The sequence below is a fragment of the Methylococcus sp. EFPC2 genome (genome assembly GCF_016925495.1).
Taxonomy (GTDB): Bacteria; Pseudomonadota; Gammaproteobacteria; order Methylococcales; family Methylococcaceae; genus EFPC2.
On the sequence record NZ_CP070491.1, the window covers coordinates 2,934,683 to 2,953,197 of the forward strand.

The window sequence follows — 18,515 nt, forward strand, 5'->3', positions numbered from 1 at the left end:
GATTGCTTCCTCCACGACGTCCATCCCCACCATAAGCATAAAATCCGGTTCTAGGATAGCACCGAGATACACGCGGCATCCACGACTACCCCCGTTCGGAACACCGACTAAGCGTCAGTGTCACGGCAATCAAAAAGCCTGAATAAAACAACATCGACAGCCTCGGATTATCCAAAGTACTGCCCAACAATCCCACCACGAAAAAGGCCGACACGGCACCGGCATATCCGGCGGAAACCAGATCCCCGGCGGCAGGCCACAAGGCCCGAAGCAATCCGACATACACCAATCCGAGTGCCAGCAAACCCAACACTCCCTGGGCGAAAAAAACCTCGACGGCTTGCTGGTGTATGTGCCAAGCCAAATCCTGATCGGCGACGAACAGCCAGCGCGCATCCCCTTGCTCGAATCCCCCGTTAGCCACCCGTTCCACCGCATCATCCGCCTTAAGGCTCACGTCGTCGACTTCGATGGCCCCCCCTCCGCCCGGATTCTGCAACGAAAGCTTGAGTGGGCGATAAAGCCCGCCGGAACTTTGCAGCTTCTCGGTGTCCAGCGGCACGGACAGCGTTTGCCACTGCCCGGCCGGCGTCTCCGACTGCAGTCGCTGCCAGGTGCAGTCGAACGAATACAGCAACGCTTTGTGGCAAAGCGCCACGCTCAGGGCCGATTCGGCTTGTGCCTGACGCATCCTTACCGACAAGGTGTAAGGTTTTCCCGGTTCGATATCGACGATTTGATCGAGGAACACCGATTCGCCCGCACCCAGGCTCAGATAAGGATTGCCGCCCTCGCTCAGCACCGCGTAGGTACCCGGCAACTTTTCACTCTGCGCGCGCAAGAGATATAGCAGGGGATATTGACCGAAGCCCATGCCGGCCGCCCCGCTGAGCGCATTCCTGTCCATCAGGCCGAGCGCTCGGTGCCAGTGTCCGAAACGGATGGCCATATCGTCCGCCGCGAGCGTCAGGCGCTTCTGCGCGAAGCTACCCGAAACCACCGGTACCGCGACTGCGATCGATGCCGCCACCATGCCGGCGAATAGCCACCACTTTGAGCCGGACGAGGAAACCGTGCGCCCCCGCCACAAACTCAGCGCCAAGGGGACTAATCCCACCAGCAAGGCCGCATAACCCACGCGTGCGAAAGTGACCATCATGGCGTAACTGGAAAGCACGACGGCCAAAACCCCGAGCCCACCATAGAGCCAGTTCCGCGCCTGCAACACCCAAGCGATCAGCAGGGGGAAGGTGAATGCGATGAAGGCTTCGATATAGGCCCCACCGGTGTTCATCCCCGAAAACGGGCCGGTCACCCGAAACACGTTATCGAAATCCGCCAGCCCCACGTAAGCTTGCCTTTCCCATAGAATTACCGCGGACGCCGATACCAGGGCAATCAGCCATCCTCGCCGGAACCAGCGGACCGCCAGCGGGGCAAGCGCAGGTGGCACGCGCCTGGCGACGGGAACCAGCAGCAGGACCCACAACAAACCCTTGCCGACCCGCCAAGCCTCGAGCGGAGAATGGGAACTGGGTGGAACGGGCCAATCCGCTTCCAGCAAAGGCCAAAGTCCCCTCGCGGTGGACCAGGCCCAACTCGCCCACAAGGCGTAATAAGCCAGCCTCAGCCAGCGGTTCGGCCAGGGGGCAGGCGATCCCCGATAGTAACGGGGATAAACCAGGGCGAGCGTCAGCAAGACCGCCAGATCGAATTCGTCCAGCCACAAGCGGCCGGTGACGGGGCTCAGGTCCAGTATCGCCAACAGGACCGGCAACACGACAAACAGCCAAACCGGGTTCCGCCACAACAACGTGCCGTAGGCGAGCAGCCCCAGAACCAACCAGGGTCTGCCGACGGGATAGCCCCAGAAGCCGATCAGCATGAGCAACGCGGCGGTGAGCGTCACCAGCCAGGCCATGGGATGAACCGAAAAGGCGAGATCCGGCAACGACCGCACCGCGACCGCATCCGGATCCAGACGTCGGACCTGGGTTACGCCGACAGTCGCGAATTCATAGGCCGGAACACCAGCACCCTCCTCCCGCAGCACGCGCTCCAGCCACAGGCACAAAGCCAGGGTGATCGCCGCCGACACCGACGCTATCACCACATTGGTGAAATCGGGATGACCGGCCGCCAGCCACAGCTTGCCGAACTCCATCGGCAGTGCCAGCAAGCCCGCCACCCCCGCCGCGATCGGCATGCCGCTCCGCCGGCCCAGGCGCGCCGCCCACACGGCCACGCCCACCGGCGCATACATGCCCGCCTGGGCCAGCAGGCTCACCATGGCCGCGGTTTCGGTGGTGTAGTAGTGATAATAAAAAGGCAACCAGCGCTGGCTGTCCAAGCGTGCCAAGGCTTCCTGGGTGGACAGCCAGGGCCCGGGATAAGCCCCGTTGAGGACGGCTACGGCCAACAGATAGGGCGGCAAGATCCAGGGCAAGATGCGTCTCAGCAGCCGGGCGACCGGCGCCGCACCCGACCGACGCAGATACTGCCCGGCCGCATATCCGGCAGCCAGCCCCGCACCGCGCAAAACCAGGGACCAGCCCTGGCTGACGCCGGAAGCCAGCATGATCTGCATGCTTTCCAGGACGAATCCGAGGGAAACGCCGATCAGAAACACCCGACGCAGACTCAGGCTGCGCGCGGCCAGAGCCATCAATATGCCCAGCGGTACAACCGCCAGGACTTCGCCGAGCTGGCGGGCGCCGCAGCGCAGCCACCCGCCGCAATCGCCCGCCAACAGCCAGCCGAGGTTGTCCGAATCCAGCTTCCAGGCCAGTTCGTCGGGATCGACCAGCAAATCGTAAGGAAACAGCGAAAGCAGCAGATAGCCCAGCCCATAGAGGGTAAACACCGCCACCACCGACGGCCGCCCACCAGCTACATACGCGTCCAGCAGATCCGCCAGGCGCCAACGTCCCTGAAAGAACAGGGCGATCCCCGCCAACGAACCCAGTGTCTCGGCCAGCAAATCGTTGAGGGAAACGGTACGCGGCGCGAAAAATATCTGCGTGAACTCGACCGCGACCGCGACCGCCAGGCAAAACGCCAGCACCGGCAAGGCCGCCAACAGACGCAAAACGCCCGGCGCACGCAATCCGATGAGGGCGGCGCAGCCGAGGAAGGAAAGCGGAACGTAGAGCACGATATTGGCGACCCAGTCGGCGCGCGACCCGATCCCGAGATGCAGATAGGCGATGCCGGCGAAGCGCTGCAGTGCCAACTCCAGGCTCAGCGGCCGATATTCGAACGGCACCAGGCTGCCATAAACGACGAAGGCCAGATAGACGAGAAAAATCGGCCAGACGCGCAGACGTGCGGATAGTAATACGGTCATGAAGAGCGCCTCGCGCGGATGACTGCCTGTGCCCCTAGAAGAACCCCCGGCACCCGGCGCGGTCAAGCCCTGTATCGCCGGAAAATGCCAAAAGCGTGTCGACTTGATGCAAATCAATACTTCCCGAACTCGCCGGGTTTAGAGTCTGGCCCCGGCGTGGCCCAGAGGCCATGTCGAAACGGGGCAGGCTGTGGCCCGCCCGATTTCGTGTCAACCATCCTCACCGAGAGGGGCAAACATGACGCTACTAACCTGGACCAAAGAGCAGTTCGGCACCAACATCGCAAAATCCGACGAAGAGCATCAAACCATATTCGCACTGGTCAACCAACTGGTCGACCACGTCACCAGCGGCAACCGGCAAGCCGTGGGCAAACAGCTCGACGCCCTCATCGACTTCGTGGTCAAGCATTTCAAGATGGAAGAAGATCTGATGCAGGCCAACGGCTATCCCGATTTCGCCGCCCACAAGGCCAAACACGACGAGTTGGTGGCGACCTGCGCCGACTTGCAGAAAAAATTCCACGCCGGCCAAGCCGAGGTCACGGCGGACACGGCGGTGTTCGTCAAGGATTGGCTATACCATCACATCCCCAACGTGGACAAGCACTACGGTCCTTTCCTGAACAGCAAAGGCGTCGCCTGAACGGCTTCGGCCGGAATAATAATCCGCCTTTGACTTAGCTCATTCCCTCGCTATCGGGACGGTCGGGCTGCGGGAGGCGCTGAACTCCGCGTCCGAGCCTGATCGTCCCTACCTCTATCGGCGTACGCCTCCGCTCATTCCCCGATCGCCGCAAGGCATAGAGCAGCAGCCTTGGCCAAGCCGCACCCCGGGCTCAGCAAGGGCTTTCCGCCAGAAACACGGCCCTGCGCGGCGCGGGCAAGCCTTCTCGGGTCAAGTCCGGGTCGCCGGCATCGAGAAAGTCGGCCAGCGACTGAAAGCGCATCCAATCGGTGCTGCGCTGCTCCTCCGGCGTCGTGCGGCTCACATCAACCAAACGTACGTTGCGAAAACCGCAGCGTTTGAGCCAGGCCTCCAAGGTCGGGCAGGAAGGAATGAACCATACGTTACGCATGCAGGCATAGCGGTCTTCCGGAACCAGCACAGTACCGGGGCCGCCTTCGATGACCAGGGTTTCCAGCACCAATTCGCCCCCAGTCTTCAATAAGCCGCGCAATTCATACAAATGATCGATGGGCGAGCGGCGATGGTACAACACCCCCATCGAAAACACCGTGTCGAAAGCCTTGAGATCGGCCGGCATGTCCTCGATACCCAGGGGCAGCACATGCACGGGCCAAGCTCCGGCGAAGTGCTTGATCGCGTGGAATTGCACGACGCTGAGCAGGGTCGGATCGATGCCGATCACCCGCCGGGCCCCGGCGCCGGCCATGCGCCAGCCGTGATAACCGCTGCCGCAGCCGACATCCAGCACGGTTTTCCCGTTCAACGGCCTGATCCGGTCGGCGAGGCGCCTCCACTTCAGATCGGAACGCCATTCGGTATCGATATGGATGCCGTGTACCGAATATGGTCCCTTGCGCCAGGGATGCAGTTCGCGCAGCAAGGCATCTATCGAGGCCAGCACCTGCGGGCCTATCTCTCCGTCGGCGCTGATGCTGACCGTATCACTCGCCAGGTCGACCTTGCCGGGGGCAATGTCCGGCAATCGCGCCAGCACGTCGAGCCAACGTCCGAGGTCGCCGTGCCCGGAGGGATCAAGCCGGCTTGCGAGCAGATCGGGCAACTCCCGCAGCCAGGGCTCCAGGGCAGGGACATCGGTGGCATCCAGCAAATCGGTGTAATTCAGCATGCGGCCATTATATCGGCACGCGTCCCGGCAAAAAAAAGCCCGCCGGGGCGGCGGGCGAAACGCTGAAGGAAGGAGGTAAGAAGAGGAGGAGACATCTCTTCGATTACTATCTAGCAGGAGCTGTGCCAGCGACGAAACACCATAAACGCGGGCTCCCCCGCTCCAGGAAACCCCGGACGCTCGACGGAATGGCGTTCTTTCGGTGCAAAAAGCACTGATACGGGTCAGGCCCCACGCCGTTCCCCCGTCCGGCCGGCGAGACGGAGAAACCCCGTCACCTCCTCGCGATCGTGATAAAGCTGCTTGAATGCCAAGGCATACCCCACTCCCGCCTGCTCCAGGCTGCGCGCGATGATGTCCCGGCAGCGCTCGACTTCTTCGTAGCGTTTTTTCATCGGCAGCTTGAGGTTGAATATCGCCTGGCGGGCGTATCCTTCGGCCAGCCAGCGCGCCACCAGCGCGGCGATGCGCGCGGGCTGCTCCACCATGTCGCAGACCAGCCAGTCGACCGGCGACGGAGGCCGGTAGCGAAACCCGTCCGCGCGCAAGTGTTCGACGATGCCGGAGTCGAGCAGCTCCGGCGCCATCGGGCCGTTGTCCACCGCCGTCACGCGCAGGCTGCGCCGCACCAATTGCCAGGTCCAGCCGCCCGGAGCCGCTCCCAGATCGACCGCCTTCATGCCGGGCTGCAGGGCTCGCTCGGGTTCTTCCAGGAACGTGTGGAAGGCTTCCTCCAGTTTGAGCGTGGACCGGCTCGGCGCGTTGCGCGGAAAACGCAAGCGGGGGATGCCCATGACCCAGGGCGAGGCATTGCCCAGCCACGAAAGCCCCAGGTAGACAGTGGCCGAATCGATGAAGAACAGATGCAGGCGCGGGAGCTGCGACGATTTTTCGTCGACCGCCCCGGCCCGCTCGACGGCACGCCGGAATGGCGTTTCGAACTTGCGCACGAATACCGACAAGGCTTTGGCCTCATTGGTGTCGGCGGTCTCCAGCCATACCGCGGAATAGCGCGGCGCCAGCGTCGCAGCGGCCGCCAGCAGGGGCGTAATACGGTCGTCTGCAGGCAGGTTTTGGATCAGCGGAGCCACATAGATCAACTGGCGCGCGAAACAAAGATCCGCAAACCGCAGCTTCGCCCGCAGCAGGTCCAAGGTCGCCGGGTCGTACGGCGTAAACAGCAGATAGGCGCTGGCCGGTTGAGCCTTGACGTAACCTTGCACACCCAGGTCGAGCGCATGCTGCTGGATTTCCGCGGCGGCTTCTTTTTCGAAACCGGCGCGGCAATACAGCACGACACCGGCGAGCAAATTCGTGGGCTTCATATTCGATACGGAGTTAAATTCGGGCGAGCCCCCGAGACCGGGGGCTCTATACGTCACGGAGCCAGCTTCACGCCGTTGCGTCCGGTTTGTTTGACCTGGTAGAGGGCCTGATCCGCCAGCTTGATGAGATCCCGCCAGCCAGGTTGATCGCCCATCGAAACGGAAACCCCTATGCTCACCGTCAATGGATGCGCCAACGCCAGTTCCTCGGGCTGATGACCCTCGATCCCGCGCCGGACGCGCTCCGCCAGTTGCAGCGCGGCGGAGCCTTCCGTATCGGGCGCGATGACCAGAAACTCTTCCCCGCCGAAACGGCACACGATGTCGTTCACGCGCAAGGTGGCGCGCATGAGCTTGGCGGCGTGGGCGAGCACCTTGTCGCCCACGTCGTGGCCGAACGCGTCGTTGACGGACTTGAAGTGATCCAGGTCGAGCATCATGACGCTCAAGGGACGATGGAAGCGCTGTGCGCCCATCCACTCCTGTTCCAGGCGCCCGAGGCCGTAACGCCGGTTCGGCAAGCCGGTGAGCAGGTCGGTATGGGCCATGGTTTCCAGCCGCCGGTTGACGACCGCCAGCTCCGCCGAATACCGCTCGATCCGCTTGCGCTCGCTGATCAAGTCCTGCTGCAGATTGATGATGCGCTGACCGGCCCGGATGCGGGCGCTCAAGATCTTGACGCTGGTGGGCTTGATGATGTAATCGTCGATCCCCGCTGCGAAGGCCTTGACCAGCGCGTCTTCGTCCTCGGTCACGGTGAACATGATGACATACAGACTCTTGCCGAACGCCGACGCGCGCAGTGCCCGGCAAAGTTGCAGACCATCCATGGGGGTCATGCGCCAATCGGTGATCACCATCTGCGGGGAGTGCGTGAGCGCATATTTGAGCGCCGACTCGCCGTCGCGACAAACCGCGACGCGGTGTCCCTCCGCTTCGATCTGGCCGGCCAGCCACTCCAACATCACGGGATCGTCGTCCACCAGCAGCACGTCGAGACCGCCCGCATCAAGCTTGGCAACCGGCGGAGCCTCCCTCGCCACGTCGGCGCTGGGTTTCCGGCCGGTCTCTATGCCGATCAACTCGCCCCATTCGCGCCATTCGCTTTCCACCTGGGCGAGCAAGGCCTCCAGAGCTTCCGCCCCCAAGGCATGACGCGTCATCAATGCCTGCAATTCGGGCAGCAGCACCTGCCTCGAATTCTGGTCGGCCCCGACATAGGCGGCGATAGGGCGCGCAAAGGCCAATTGACGTGCCAATCGGGCGGTGCGGGATTCCTCGGCGGTTTCGGCCTCCAGGCTCCGCTTCAACGCCTCCAGAAACACAGAGGGAAATCCCCAGTCGTCCAGCAGCATCAGGCTCAATTCGTCGTGGTCGATAGCGAAACGGGCCCGTTCCAGTTCGCACAAGGCCCATCCGCTTGCCCGTCGCAGGCACGCCGCAAACTCCGCCGGCCAGCACGTGGCCAACGCCAGGCGACCGATGTCCGCCAACAGCCCGAGTGTGAAGGCCTCTTCCGGCGGCACGACACGCTCGCGGCCGGCGAGGGCTTGCAGGGCCACGGCACTGGCCAGCGAATTGGTCCAATACGCCGCATAATCGAAAGCGTCGCAATGGCCTTGCCTATATTTTCCGACCAGGGACAGGCTCAGCGCCACTTGCTTCACGGTCGTCATGCCCAGCAAAGCGACGGCCTCGCCCACGTAGACGACCGACCGCCGTACCCCAACGAGCGGGGAGTTGACCAGACGCAACAGGCGTCCGGTCAAGGCCGGATCGGCCTGTACCACGTGTGTCAACTCCTGTGCCGAAGCATCCTCGCGCTGCGCCAGTTGCATGATGGCCAGTGCCGTTCCCGATGGCGTCGGCAGGCGATCGCTGATCTTAAGCTCATAAAAATTGAATCCCGTAGTCATAAGCTCCTTCTCCGGTAGCCGATCCGGGGCGACGGCACGGCCTTGAACCCTCGTTCGCGTACAGGCGACTCGGACCTCCTGTCCATCGGAATGACCAGGATTCAGCGCACCTCTCGCTCGATGCGGATACCCAGAACCTGGCCGTCCTGTACCGAGATCGGCTCGCTCAGTCCTTGCAGGTCGCCGGGTTGCGGGGTCGCCTGGCCGCTCTTGGAAACCCGCGCGCCTACCACCAGTTTGTCGACAGAAGATAGGTTCGTGCCTTGCATCATAGACATGGTATCGTCCAAGGTCACTTCCAGCGGCAGATCCCGAACTTGCTTGCGCACGACGGCCAGCGGCATGGGGGGACCCGAGGCCGCGCGGGCGAAGACGAATACGCTGTCTTCCGGCGCAGCCTTGGACCTGATCGCATCGCTCAATTCGACCTTCACCCGGATCGATTTTTTCGCCTCGGCCTGACGCTGAACCGGGGCTTCCGCTGCAGCCGGCGGCGCTTCGCCCTTGACGCGGGCAATATATTGCGCGAGCTGTTTGGCGTCCTCGCTGTCGGGCGGGAACTGCGATCTGAGCGCCTCCCAGCGTTCGACCGCTTCCTTGGCATCCCCTCGCTTGGCCGCGGCCAGGCCGGTGAACCAAAGGGCACTGGGATGGCCCGGCTCCTTCTTCAATATGGCGGCGAGGATTTCGCCCGGCTTGCCGGTGAAATCGCCGTCCTTGCGCTCGGCCAGGGCCTGGGCATACAAGGCCTGGACGTCCAGATTGTCGGGCGCGATCCTGAGCGCGAACTCATAAGCCGAGATCGCCTTATCGATCTGATCGGTGGCCAGCAGCGAGCGGGCCAGCAGCATCCAGCCGTCCAGGTCGTTGGGATTTTCCTGCAAGCGTTTGGCCAGGGCGTCCACCGTGGCCTGAAAATCGGCTGCTCCAGGCGCCTGGGCAGTTGTTCCTCGCGGCGCAGCCGCTTGAAAATCCGCCAACTCCGGACGACCGAGCTGTCCATAAACCAGCACCGCCAACAGCGGTGCCAGCAACAGCGCCACCAGCACGGACCAGCGACCGGCCTTGCCATTCAAACCGGCACGCGCCTCCGTCGCCGCGAGATCGGCCAGCAAGTCCCGATCCAACTCGGCCAACAAATCGTCCGCAGGCGCGTCCTTGCCATCCCCCGCCAACTCCTCGCGCCGCTGCTGATGCAGCAGCAAATTCAGTCGTTGCCGGTCCACCGATTTTTGCCGGCGATTTCCGAGCAGGGCCGGCAGAAAAAAGGCATAACCCACCAACAGCAGCAAAGCCGCCAGTATCCAGAATCCGAGCATGATTAACCTTCGAGCTTGTCCTTGAGTTGTTGCAGGCGGAGACGCTCTTCGGCGCTCAACACGGGTTCGCCCTCGCTGCTATCCGCACGGCGGCGGGCCTGACGCCAGAGCATGTAGGCGCCGGTACCGAAAAGCAGGAGCGGGCCGCCCCACAGCAGGACGGTGATGAATTTGAACGGCGGGCGGTAGAGGACGAAATCCCCGTAGCGATCGACCAGGAACTTGACGGCTTCCTGCTCGTCCTTGCCGCTCTGGATGATGGAATAGACCTCGTCGCGCAGATCCTTGGCCAGATCGGCATCGGAATCGGCCAGGGATTGATTCTGGCAGACCAGACAGCGCAACTCCTTGATCAGGCTTTCATAACGCTGCTGCTTTTGAGGATCGTCGAACTGGCGAATCTCGGTCGCCTGCGCACCCAGACTCAACAGCAAGCCGAAAAGCAGGATCAAGGCCTTCATGACACCGGGCCTTCCTGTTGCAGTTGCCGTATCAAGGGCAACAGGGTGTTCTCCAAGACCTCCTCGGTCACGGGGCCCGTTTGTTTGTAACGAATGACGCCTTGTTTATCGATGACGAAAGTCTCCGGCACGCCGTAGACCCCCCAATCGATGCCGACCTTGCCGTCGGCATCGAAGGCGCTGGCTGTGTAGGGGTTGCCTAATTTCGTCAGCCAGCCCAAGGCGGCGTCGCGCTCGTCTTTATAATTGAGGCCGTAAATGGGCACGATGCCTCTCTTGGACAGTGCGTTCAAGACGGGATGCTCCTGCCGGCAGGAAACACACCAGGATGCCCAGACGTTGAGCAGGCTCACCTGCCCCTTGAAATCGGCGTTGCCCAGCGACTTGGCGGGATCGCCGACCTGAGGCAGGGAAAAATCGGGCGCCGGCTTGCCGATGAAGGGCGAAGGGACTTCGCTGGGATCGAGGGTGAGGCCGACGCCCAGGAGGATCACCAGCCCCAGAAATACGAACAACGGGATCAGGAAGCGCATGGCAAATCAATGGGCCTTGAATTCGATCGTGCCGACCTTTTCCCGCACGATCACGCTGGGCTCGATGTCGACCAACTGTTTTTGCAGGCCTTGGCGGCTCTTGGTGTTGATGACCAGGGGGGATTTGATGGAACCCCTGATGGGGCCGCTCCCACCCTCGTCCTTGTATAGCAGTATGAGCACCAGTATGTCGGCGGCCGCGCCTTCGCCCAGCAATTCCGTTTCGCTGTCGCTCAGCGTGAAATCGTAATGGATGCCGAATTCCGTGGGATCGGCGACCGAAAAGGCAACATCGGGGTTATCCAGAGCTTGCAGCCAATAGACCAGGGGTTTGTCGCCTTCCTGATGAAAGAGCTTGTAGCGGTGCGTATCCTCAAAACCGGGAAGACCAACCGGAAACTCGATGGTGGTGCTCGGATCGACATTCAACTCGCCGAACAGAGCGCTTTTGATCAGCATGAGGGCCTCCTTATTGGCCTGGTGATTCGATTTAAACGACAAACTATCTCTGGCTCAAAAGCACGACGGGACTAACCAGCCGCATTCCGCTAGGGCCGCACGTTGTAACCCATCGGGGTTAATACCAAGCCTGGCGGGCTTCCGGCAAACAGCCCGTCTCCGTTAACTTGCGGCCGCGACCGCGGCCGCAGGGATTTCGGCCCGTTTCGCCAATGCCCGGTAGCGTCTGTCCGATACCGACAACAGGCCGCCGGTCATCATCAGCAGGCCGCCGAACCAGATCCAGCGGATATAGGGTTTGACATAGATCCGGACGCTCCACGCCCCCTGATCCAGCGGCTCGCCCAGGGCCACGTATAGATCGCGCGTCAAGCCGGGATCGATGGCGGCTTCGGTCATGGTGTTGCGTTGCACCGTGTAAATCCGTTTCTGCGGCTGCAACCGGGCCACTTCGTCACCGCCCTTGGATACCCGGAAACTGCCTTCGCGGGCCTTGTAATTGGGCCCCTGGACCTCCGCTACACCGTCGAAGCGGAAATCGTAGCCGCCCAGGGAAAAGGTTTCGCCGGGCGCCAGCCGCACGGTTTTTTCCTCGCTGTAGTGATTGGACATCACCACGCCGACCAGAAAGACCGCAAGCCCGATATGCGCCGCCGTCATGCCGTAGATGCTGGGCGATTGAGCGCGCAGGCCGGCGAACAGGCTCTCCCTCGTCTTCAGCCGTGTGTACAGCGACAGCAGCTGTGTCGACACCAGCCAGAAGGCCATCGACAATCCCGCCATGGTGGCATAGTCGTCTTCGTCCAGCCACAGCCAGACCAGCCCCCAGCCCAGCATCAGGCTGGCGTCGAAGAAGTAGCGCACCCGTTTGAACAAGGCCTTCAAATCGCCACTCCGCCAGGACACCATGGGCGCAATGCCGGCCAGCAGGAATATGGGGGCCATCAAGGGCGCGAATACGCTGGCGAAATAGGGCGAACCGACCGAGATCTTGCCCAGTTTGAGTGCATCCAGCACCAGCGGATAAAGCGTGCCCAGCAGGATGCTGGCCGAGGCCGTCACCAGGAGTATGTTGTTCAGCAGCAGCAGGTTTTCCTTGGAAACCGGCTGATAACGGGCGTTATCCCTCACCGAGGGCGCGCGCAGCGCATACAGCAACAGGGAGCCGCCGACTACCACAGCCAGGAAAATCAGGATGAATAGGCCGCGGGCGGGATCGGAGGCGAAGGCGTGCACCGAGGTCAACACGCCCGAACGGACCAGGAAGGTGCCGAGCAGGCTGAGCGAGAAGGCGAACAGCGCGAGCAGCACGGTCCAGGCCTTGAAGGCGCCGCGCTTTTCGGTCGCGGCGAGCGAATGCAGCAAGGCCGTTGCCACCAGCCAGGGCATGAATGACGCGTTTTCCACCGGGTCCCAGAACCACCAGCCGCCCCAACCCAGCTCGTAATAAGCCCACCAGGAGCCCAGCGTGATGCCGAAGGTGAGGAATATCCAGGCGACCAGCGTCCAGGGGCGCGACCAGCGCGCCCAGGCGGAATCCAGCGAGCCGCCGAGCAGCGCGGCGATGGCGAAGGAGAACGCCACGCTCAGCCCCACATAGCCCATGTATAGCATGGGCGGGTGTATGGTCATGCCGAAATCCTGCAGCAGCGGATTCATGTCGTTGCCGTCCAGCGGCGCCGGCACGATACGTTCGAAGGGATTGGAGGTGAACAGGATGAACAGTTCGATGCCTATGCTGATCAGCCCCATCACGCCCAGTACCCGGGCCAGCATTTCATCGCTCAAGCTGCGGCTGAACAGCGTCACTGCGAAGGTCCACAGCCCCAGGATGAAAGCCCAAAGCAGCATGGATCCTTCGTGGGCGCCCCACACCGCGGCGATGCGATAATAAAGCGGCAGACTGCTGTTGGAATTGCGCGCCACGTAAACGATGGAAAAATCGTTTTCGACGAAGCCTACGGCCAGACAGACGATGGCGACCAGCAGAAAGAAAAACTGGGCGCGTCCGGCCGGCTTGGCCAGTGCCATCCAGATCGGCACGCCTTGCTGGGCGCCCATCAGCGGGAAAACGGCCTGCAGCAGTGCGGTCACCAGCGCCATAATGAGGGCGATGTGCCCGAGTTCGGCTATCACTTGCGGTAATCCTTGTAATTGGCCGGCAACTGGCCGCTTTTCTTGAGGGCTTCGCCGACTTCCGGCGGCATGTAGTTCTCATCGTGCTTGGCCAGCACTTCGGTCGCCACGAACACGCCCTGCGCGTTCATCTGGCCGATGGAAATGATGCCCTGGCCTTCGCGGAAGAGGTCGGGCAGGATGCCGCTGTAAACCACCGGCACGCTGGCGGCCCCGTCGGTGACGCTGAATTCCACGTCCACCCCCGAACCGCGTTTGACGCTGCCCTGCACCACCAGCCCTCCGACCCGGAAGGAATAACCCGAAGGCGCATCCCCGGCGGCAACCTGGCTCGGCGTGTAGAAATACAGCAGATTCTTCTGGAAGGCGGTCAGGCCCAGGAAAGCGGCCACCGCGACGCCTGCCACCATTAACCCGACCAGCACCATGCGGCGTCTGCGCGGCGTCATCGCGGATTCCTCGCCGACTGCTTCGGCTTGCGGGCCAGTTGCCTGCGCACCGCGCCTTGCCGAACCAAAGGCAGCACCAGGTTCAGGATCAAGACCGTGAGCGCGAGTCCATAGGAAGTCCAGACATAAAAGGCGTAACCGCCCATGTGGAAAAACTGTTCGAGCGACATGGATGGGAGAACTCTCCGGAAAAGACGTTGACTGCGACAGAGGGTGGGGACGAGTGCAGCCCGATTCGACAGCACTCGTCGCAAGAAGTTGCGCGATTATACCGAGATGTGCGCGATCACCGGGCCTGCCGCCACTTTAAGACGCGCCGGGCGCGTCGTCCAGCATGCGCGGATCGTTCGGCCCGATATCCTCGGTGCGCAAGACGAATTCGCCTTGTTTGCGATCGGCGAAGAAATAATGCAGGGAGCGGTAGACGGTTTCGAACGAGATTTCGCGCCAGGGGATCTCGTCCTCGGCGAACAAGCGCGTTTCCAGGCTTTCATCCCCCGGCGAAAAGCGGCCGTCCACCATGCGCGCCTGAAAAAATACATAAACCTGAGACAAATGCGGCAGGCTGAACAAGGTGTACAAATCGCCGGTATCCACCCGCACATTGGCCTCTTCCCAAGCCTCGCGCCGCGCGGCCTCGGCCAGCGTCTCGCCCTGCTCCATGAAGCCGGCCGGCAAGGTCCAATAACCCTTGCGCGGCTCGATGGCGCGCCGGCAGAGCAATATCCTGCCCTCCCAAACCGGTATGCAGCCGGCGATGACCTTGGGATTCAGGTAGTGTATGCGGCCGCATTCATCGCAGATATGCCGCAAGCGATCGTCGCCTTGCGGCATTCCCCGTCGCACCGGGGCGCCGCAATCGCTGCAGTATTTCACGCCATCAGTCCAGCATCGCCTGGATGAGGCTGTCTTCCAGTTCGAAGCGGGCAGCCAGCTCTTCGCCCAGACGCGACAAATCGTCGGCCAGGCTGCGGCGCAGGGATACGCCGTCCAAGGCCTCGTATTTGTCGTTGAAAGCCACGGCGGCGTCGGTGACCTCGGTGACACGCGGGTAGATGCGCTCCGCCACCTCGACAACCTTGCGCCTGCGCTCGTTGCCCTCGGCGATACGCTGGTAGATGCCGAAATGCCCCAGGCAAACGTAATCGATCATCACCTGGCAAAACTTGCGCAACTCTATTTCCAGCGGCTGGTCAGGACCGAACGGACGCATCGCGGCGATGGCACCGTATTCGGCCCAGACGGCCTGCCGCTCCTCCAGCAATTCTTGTATCAGTTTGTTGGTTTGCTGGCGGCGCTCGCTAACACTCTGAGTGATCATTTCCTACTCCCGTAAACTATCGGCATACTTTATGCCATACGGGAAATGAGGACAATTGCCGGAAAACGGCCACGCTGCCGCTCGCCGCTGTCTCACGACCGACGCTGGCTTTATAATCCCGGCGTTTTCAAGACAGAATCAGGAAATTTTCGGATGAACGTACTCATCGTGGGCGGCGGCGGCCGCGAACACGCCCTCGCCTGGAAAGCCGCCCAATCCAAGCGCGTAGGCACAGTATTCGTGGCCCCCGGCAATGCCGGCACCGCCCTGGAGCCGGGTATCGAAAACGTGCCCATCGCCGCGGACGACATTATCGCCCTGCGTTACTTCGCCCAGGAACACGGCATCGGCCTGACCATCGTCGGACCGGAAGCCGCCCTGGTGCTCGGCATCGTCGACGAATTCCGCGCGGCCGGACTGCGCTGCTTCGGCCCGACCAAGGCGGCCGCGCAGCTGGAGGGCTCAAAGGCCTACTGCAAGGATTTTCTCGCCCGTCACGGCATACCCACGGCGGCCTACCGCACGGTTACCCAAAAAACCGAGGCATGGGCCTATATACGCGAACGCGGCGCGCCGCTGGTAGTCAAGGCCGACGGCCTGGCGTCGGGCAAAGGCGTGATCATCGCCCAGACCGAAGACGAAGCCATCGCCGCCGTGGAGGACATGCTGTCCGGCAATGTCTACGGAGCGGCCGGCCACCGAGTCGTGATCGAAGAATTCCTGGTGGGGGAAGAAGCAAGCTTCATCGTCATGGCCGATGGCGTGCATGCGCTGCCCATGGCCACCTCGCAGGACCATAAGGCCCGCGACGACGGCGACGCGGGCCCCAACACCGGCGGCATGGGCGCCTACTCACCCGCACCGGTGGTCACCCCGGAGATACATGAACGTGTGCTGCGCGAGATCATCGAGCCCACTTTGCGCGGCATGACCGCCGACGGCCAGCCGTACACCGGCTTTCTCTACGCCGGCCTCATGATCGCCCCGGATGGCAGCCCCAAGGTGCTGGAGTTCAATTGCCGTTTCGGCGACCCGGAGACTCAGCCCATCATGCTGCGGCTGCAAAGCGATCTGGTCGAACTGTGCGAACTCGCCCTGGACGGCAAGCTCGATCTAGCCCAAGCGCTGTGGGACCCGCGCCCCGCACTGGGCGTGGTGCTGGCCGCCGGAGGTTATCCTTTCGACTTTCACCGGGGCGACGTGATCGAAGGCTTGCCGGAGACCGAAAGCGCCGATACCAAGGTGTTTCATGCCGGCACCAGCGAACGGGGGGGACACGTCGTCACCGCCGGAGGCCGGGTGCTGTGCGCCTGCGCCCTGGGCGACGACATCGCCGAAGCCCAGCACAAAGCTTATGCCCTGGCCGACAGCATCCGTTGGCAGGGCATCTATTTCCGGCGCGACATCGGCCACAAGGCGATCGCCCGCAGCAGCCGTTGAACACCCCGCACCCCGCCAATCTGACCGAACGGGATGGCGAGCTGTATTACCAACCTGGATTTGTCCCACCCGATGCGGCTGGGGCTCTGTTCGAACAGCTGAGCCGGGAGCTGGTCTGGCGGGAGGAGGAAATCGTCATCGCCGGCCGCCACGTCCCGGTACCCCGACGGGTGTGCTGGTACGGCGATCCCGAAGCGAGCTACCGCTATTCCGGCGTCGATCACAGCCCTCTGCCCTGGCCGGACACCCTGCTTGAATTGAAGCAGGCCATCGAGCGCTATTCCGGTTGGTCATTCAACAGCGTGCTCGGCAACCTGTATCGCGACGGCAACGACTCCATGGGATGGCATGCCGACAACGAAAAGGAACTGGGAGACTGTCCTCGTATCGCATCCCTGAGCCTGGGCGCGGAGCGCGTGTTCCAACTGCGCCACCGCCACGGCGAACGCCTGGAAATCCGGCTGAAAAACGGCAGCCTGCTGCTGATGGGAGGAAGCCTGCAGCACCACTGGCGACATTGCCTGCCCAAGACTCGCCATCCGACCGGCCCGCGCATCAATCTCACCTTCCGCCGCATTTTCGCCGCTCGCCATCAGGAGCAACCGCATGGGTGAAGTCATTCCCTTCAAGAAACCGAAGGCGTCCGAGAAACATCGCGGCAAGACGCTGTGCAAGAGCGGCTTCCACAAATGGCGCGTGGATAAGGAGCGAAGCTTCGACGTCAAGCAGGGCCGGCTGGTCACGATCTACCGCTGCGAACGCTGCGGCGTCGTTCGCAGCGAATTGAAATGACCCAGGACGCCACCGCTCAAGAACGGCTCTGGCTGGTGGACGAAAACGATGCTCCGCTGGGCCATTGCCGACGCGGCGACGCCCATCGCCTGGGACTGCGCCATCGCGCCGCGCATATCCTGGTCTACGACGCGGTCGACCAGGTCTTCCTGCAAAAACGCTCGCCCAACAAGGACGTCAACCCCGGCCTCTGGGACAGCTCCGCGGCCGGTCATGTGGATTACGGTGAAACCTACGACGCCTGCGCCCGCCGGGAATTGCTGGAAGAACTGGGCCTCGCCGCCGGAGATAGGCTGCAATACCTGTTCAAGCTCGAAGCCGACGCGCACACCGGCTTCGAATTCGTGCAGGTTTACCGTCTGCGCTGCGACAGCACGCTCGTTCCGAACGCGGACGAAATCGCAGCCGGCGTTTGGCTTACATCCGCCGAACTGGATGATTGGGTAGACGACGAACACGCGCCACTCACATCCTCCCTGCGCCTGATCTGGCGCACGCTGCGTTCGAACGCCTTCCCGCTCTTGCTTTCACCGATCGCGCCCACATAATGGCGTAGGGCCGGGGACCCGGCCCCCCGATAAGCATTCCACATCGCTGCTGTAGACGCAGACAGGAGGTAGTCATGGCCAAGAAAGAAAGCAAAGAGAACGCCCCGAAACAAGATCTGCTGGCGCCCTCCTCCGCGCCGCCTCGTGTTCCCGGCCCCTTCGACGAATTCGATCAGTGGTTCGAGGACTTCCTGCCACCCCGCTGGATACAGCCCTTCTTCCGCCGCGGCTGGCCGGATCTGGAGCCTGCGTTCGGCACCAAACCGCCCAAAATCGACGTCATAGACCGGGCCAACGAAGTGGTCGTCCGGGCCGAACTGCCAGGAGTGAAAAAGGATGATCTGGAAGTCTCGCTGAGCGATAACGTGCTGACCCTGCGCGCCCGCACGCATTCCGAGCGGGAGGAGGAAAAAGGCCATTACCACCGGCGGGAGATCAGCCGCGGCGAAATCCAGCGGTCCGTGAGATTGCCGGCCGCCGTGGAAGGCGACAAGACGACCGCCACATTCAAAGACGGCGTACTGGAGCTGGTGGCACCGAAGACGACTACATCCCAGCGCCAGACCATCAAGGTCGATTGAGAAGCAACGCAACTCCCTAAGCTCGAAACGACCGCGGCCCGACGGGCAACAGCGCAAGCCGTCCCGCCGGAC

At 62.5% G+C, this 18,515-nt stretch carries 19 protein-coding genes; 6 read left to right on the forward strand and 13 right to left on the reverse strand.

All coding sequences use genetic code 11. The features are described 5' to 3' along the window. Nucleotides 1-85: 85 nt before the first annotated feature. Complete coding sequence (locus JWZ97_RS12510) at nt 86-3,346, reverse strand: VanZ family protein (RefSeq protein WP_205429692.1); 3,261 nt, start codon at nt 3,344-3,346, stop codon at nt 86-88. Between the two features lie 238 nt (nt 3,347-3,584). On the opposite strand from JWZ97_RS12510, the gene JWZ97_RS12515 reads away from it, so the two are divergent. Next, entirely contained in the window at nt 3,585-3,992 is a 408-nt protein-coding gene (locus JWZ97_RS12515; RefSeq protein WP_205429694.1) for a bacteriohemerythrin, read from the forward strand. Between the two features lie 193 nt (nt 3,993-4,185). Here the strand turns inward: JWZ97_RS12515 and cmoB are convergent, their stop codons facing one another. The 12 genes from cmoB to JWZ97_RS12575 form a co-directional block, all read right to left on the reverse strand. Beyond that, the gene (cmoB, locus tag JWZ97_RS12520) at nt 4,186-5,163 is read right to left on the reverse strand and encodes a tRNA 5-methoxyuridine(34)/uridine 5-oxyacetic acid(34) synthase CmoB (RefSeq protein ID WP_205429696.1); all 978 of its coding nucleotides are present in this window, start codon (nt 5,161-5,163) and stop codon (nt 4,186-4,188) included. Nucleotides 5,164-5,387: 224 nt separating this feature from the next. Further along, on the reverse strand, nt 5,388-6,488 hold the full coding sequence (rlmM, locus tag JWZ97_RS12525; protein ID WP_205429698.1) for a 23S rRNA (cytidine(2498)-2'-O)-methyltransferase RlmM: 1,101 nt from the start codon (nt 6,486-6,488) through the stop codon (nt 5,388-5,390). A 53-nt stretch (nt 6,489-6,541) separates the two neighbouring features. Further along, nucleotides 6,542-8,404, reverse strand: a complete 1,863-nt coding sequence (locus JWZ97_RS12530; protein WP_205429699.1) for a diguanylate cyclase — start codon at nt 8,402-8,404, stop codon at nt 6,542-6,544. A gap of 101 nt (nt 8,405-8,505) precedes the next feature. Further along, nucleotides 8,506-9,723, reverse strand: coding sequence for a c-type cytochrome biogenesis protein CcmI (gene ccmI / locus JWZ97_RS12535; protein ID WP_205429701.1), 1,218 nt, complete (start codon nt 9,721-9,723; stop codon nt 8,506-8,508). Nucleotides 9,724-9,725: 2 nt separating this feature from the next. Beyond that, complete coding sequence (locus JWZ97_RS12540; protein ID WP_205429703.1) at nt 9,726-10,184, reverse strand: cytochrome c-type biogenesis protein; 459 nt, start codon at nt 10,182-10,184, stop codon at nt 9,726-9,728. Beyond that, nucleotides 10,181-10,717, reverse strand: a complete 537-nt coding sequence (locus JWZ97_RS12545; RefSeq protein WP_205429705.1) for a DsbE family thiol:disulfide interchange protein — start codon at nt 10,715-10,717, stop codon at nt 10,181-10,183. Before JWZ97_RS12545 ends, JWZ97_RS12540 begins: the two co-directional genes overlap by 4 nt. Nucleotides 10,718-10,723: 6 nt before the next feature. Next, nucleotides 10,724-11,176, reverse strand: coding sequence for a flagellar assembly protein FliW (gene fliW / locus JWZ97_RS12550; RefSeq protein ID WP_205429707.1), 453 nt, complete (start codon nt 11,174-11,176; stop codon nt 10,724-10,726). A gap of 162 nt (nt 11,177-11,338) precedes the next feature. Beyond that, complete coding sequence (locus JWZ97_RS12555; RefSeq protein ID WP_205429709.1) at nt 11,339-13,312, reverse strand: heme lyase CcmF/NrfE family subunit; 1,974 nt, start codon at nt 13,310-13,312, stop codon at nt 11,339-11,341. Further along, complete coding sequence (gene ccmE / locus JWZ97_RS12560; RefSeq protein ID WP_205429711.1) at nt 13,309-13,761, reverse strand: cytochrome c maturation protein CcmE; 453 nt, start codon at nt 13,759-13,761, stop codon at nt 13,309-13,311. The genes JWZ97_RS12555 and ccmE overlap by 4 nt, the downstream gene beginning before the upstream one ends. Next, the gene (gene ccmD / locus JWZ97_RS12565; protein ID WP_205429713.1) at nt 13,758-13,931 is read right to left on the reverse strand and encodes a heme exporter protein CcmD; all 174 of its coding nucleotides are present in this window, start codon (nt 13,929-13,931) and stop codon (nt 13,758-13,760) included. The genes ccmE and ccmD overlap by 4 nt, the downstream gene beginning before the upstream one ends. 136 nt (nt 13,932-14,067) lie before the next feature. Beyond that, the gene (locus tag JWZ97_RS12570; protein ID WP_240342336.1) at nt 14,068-14,595 is read right to left on the reverse strand and encodes an NUDIX hydrolase; all 528 of its coding nucleotides are present in this window, start codon (nt 14,593-14,595) and stop codon (nt 14,068-14,070) included. Nucleotides 14,596-14,641: 46 nt separating this feature from the next. Further along, the gene (locus JWZ97_RS12575) at nt 14,642-15,082 is read right to left on the reverse strand and encodes an Rsd/AlgQ family anti-sigma factor (RefSeq protein ID WP_205429716.1); all 441 of its coding nucleotides are present in this window, start codon (nt 15,080-15,082) and stop codon (nt 14,642-14,644) included. Between the two features lie 153 nt (nt 15,083-15,235). Here JWZ97_RS12575 and purD point away from each other — a divergent pair, with 153 nt between their 5' ends. The 5 genes from purD (at nt 15,236) to JWZ97_RS12600 (ending at nt 18,443) form a co-directional block, all read left to right on the forward strand. Then, nucleotides 15,236-16,522: a phosphoribosylamine--glycine ligase gene (purD, locus tag JWZ97_RS12580; RefSeq protein WP_205429718.1), complete on the forward strand. Its 1,287-nt coding sequence runs from the start codon at nt 15,236-15,238 to the stop codon at nt 16,520-16,522. Then, nucleotides 16,519-17,136, forward strand: a complete 618-nt coding sequence (locus JWZ97_RS12585; protein WP_240342337.1) for an alpha-ketoglutarate-dependent dioxygenase AlkB — start codon at nt 16,519-16,521, stop codon at nt 17,134-17,136. The genes purD and JWZ97_RS12585 overlap by 4 nt, the downstream gene beginning before the upstream one ends. Further along, on the forward strand, nt 17,129-17,314 hold the full coding sequence (locus JWZ97_RS12590; RefSeq protein WP_205429719.1) for a hypothetical protein: 186 nt from the start codon (nt 17,129-17,131) through the stop codon (nt 17,312-17,314). The genes JWZ97_RS12585 and JWZ97_RS12590 overlap by 8 nt, the downstream gene beginning before the upstream one ends. Continuing rightward, nucleotides 17,311-17,862, forward strand: a complete 552-nt coding sequence (locus JWZ97_RS12595) for an NUDIX domain-containing protein (protein ID WP_205429721.1) — start codon at nt 17,311-17,313, stop codon at nt 17,860-17,862. Before JWZ97_RS12590 ends, JWZ97_RS12595 begins: the two co-directional genes overlap by 4 nt. Before the next feature lie 74 nt (nt 17,863-17,936). Further along, complete coding sequence (locus JWZ97_RS12600) at nt 17,937-18,443, forward strand: Hsp20/alpha crystallin family protein (RefSeq protein ID WP_205429722.1); 507 nt, start codon at nt 17,937-17,939, stop codon at nt 18,441-18,443. Nucleotides 18,444-18,515: the final 72 nt, after the last annotated feature.

Bases quoted from the DNA above. Each gene is read 5' to 3' on its own strand.
- JWZ97_RS12510 (WP_205429692.1), bottom strand. From the start codon at position 3,346: ATGACCGTATTACTATCCGCACGTCTGCGCGTCTGGCCGATTTTTCTC.
- JWZ97_RS12515 (WP_205429694.1), top strand. From the start codon at position 3,585: ATGACGCTACTAACCTGGACCAAAGAGCAGTTCGGCACCAACATCGCA.
- cmoB (WP_205429696.1), bottom strand. From the start codon at position 5,163: ATGCTGAATTACACCGATTTGCTGGATGCCACCGATGTCCCTGCCCTG.
- rlmM (WP_205429698.1), bottom strand. From the start codon at position 6,488: ATGAAGCCCACGAATTTGCTCGCCGGTGTCGTGCTGTATTGCCGCGCC.
- JWZ97_RS12530 (WP_205429699.1), bottom strand. From the start codon at position 8,404: ATGACTACGGGATTCAATTTTTATGAGCTTAAGATCAGCGATCGCCTG.
- ccmI (WP_205429701.1), bottom strand. From the start codon at position 9,723: ATGCTCGGATTCTGGATACTGGCGGCTTTGCTGCTGTTGGTGGGTTAT.
- JWZ97_RS12540 (WP_205429703.1), bottom strand. From the start codon at position 10,184: ATGAAGGCCTTGATCCTGCTTTTCGGCTTGCTGTTGAGTCTGGGTGCG.
- JWZ97_RS12545 (WP_205429705.1), bottom strand. From the start codon at position 10,717: ATGCGCTTCCTGATCCCGTTGTTCGTATTTCTGGGGCTGGTGATCCTC.
- fliW (WP_205429707.1), bottom strand. From the start codon at position 11,176: ATGCTGATCAAAAGCGCTCTGTTCGGCGAGTTGAATGTCGATCCGAGC.
- ccmE (WP_205429711.1), bottom strand. From the start codon at position 13,761: ATGACGCCGCGCAGACGCCGCATGGTGCTGGTCGGGTTAATGGTGGCA.
- ccmD (WP_205429713.1), bottom strand. From the start codon at position 13,931: ATGTCGCTCGAACAGTTTTTCCACATGGGCGGTTACGCCTTTTATGTC.
- JWZ97_RS12570 (WP_240342336.1), bottom strand. From the start codon at position 14,595: ATGCCGCAAGGCGACGATCGCTTGCGGCATATCTGCGATGAATGCGGC.
- JWZ97_RS12575 (WP_205429716.1), bottom strand. From the start codon at position 15,082: ATGATCACTCAGAGTGTTAGCGAGCGCCGCCAGCAAACCAACAAACTG.
- purD (WP_205429718.1), top strand. From the start codon at position 15,236: ATGAACGTACTCATCGTGGGCGGCGGCGGCCGCGAACACGCCCTCGCC.
- JWZ97_RS12590 (WP_205429719.1), top strand. From the start codon at position 17,129: ATGGGTGAAGTCATTCCCTTCAAGAAACCGAAGGCGTCCGAGAAACAT.
- JWZ97_RS12595 (WP_205429721.1), top strand. From the start codon at position 17,311: ATGACCCAGGACGCCACCGCTCAAGAACGGCTCTGGCTGGTGGACGAA.
- JWZ97_RS12600 (WP_205429722.1), top strand. From the start codon at position 17,937: ATGGCCAAGAAAGAAAGCAAAGAGAACGCCCCGAAACAAGATCTGCTG.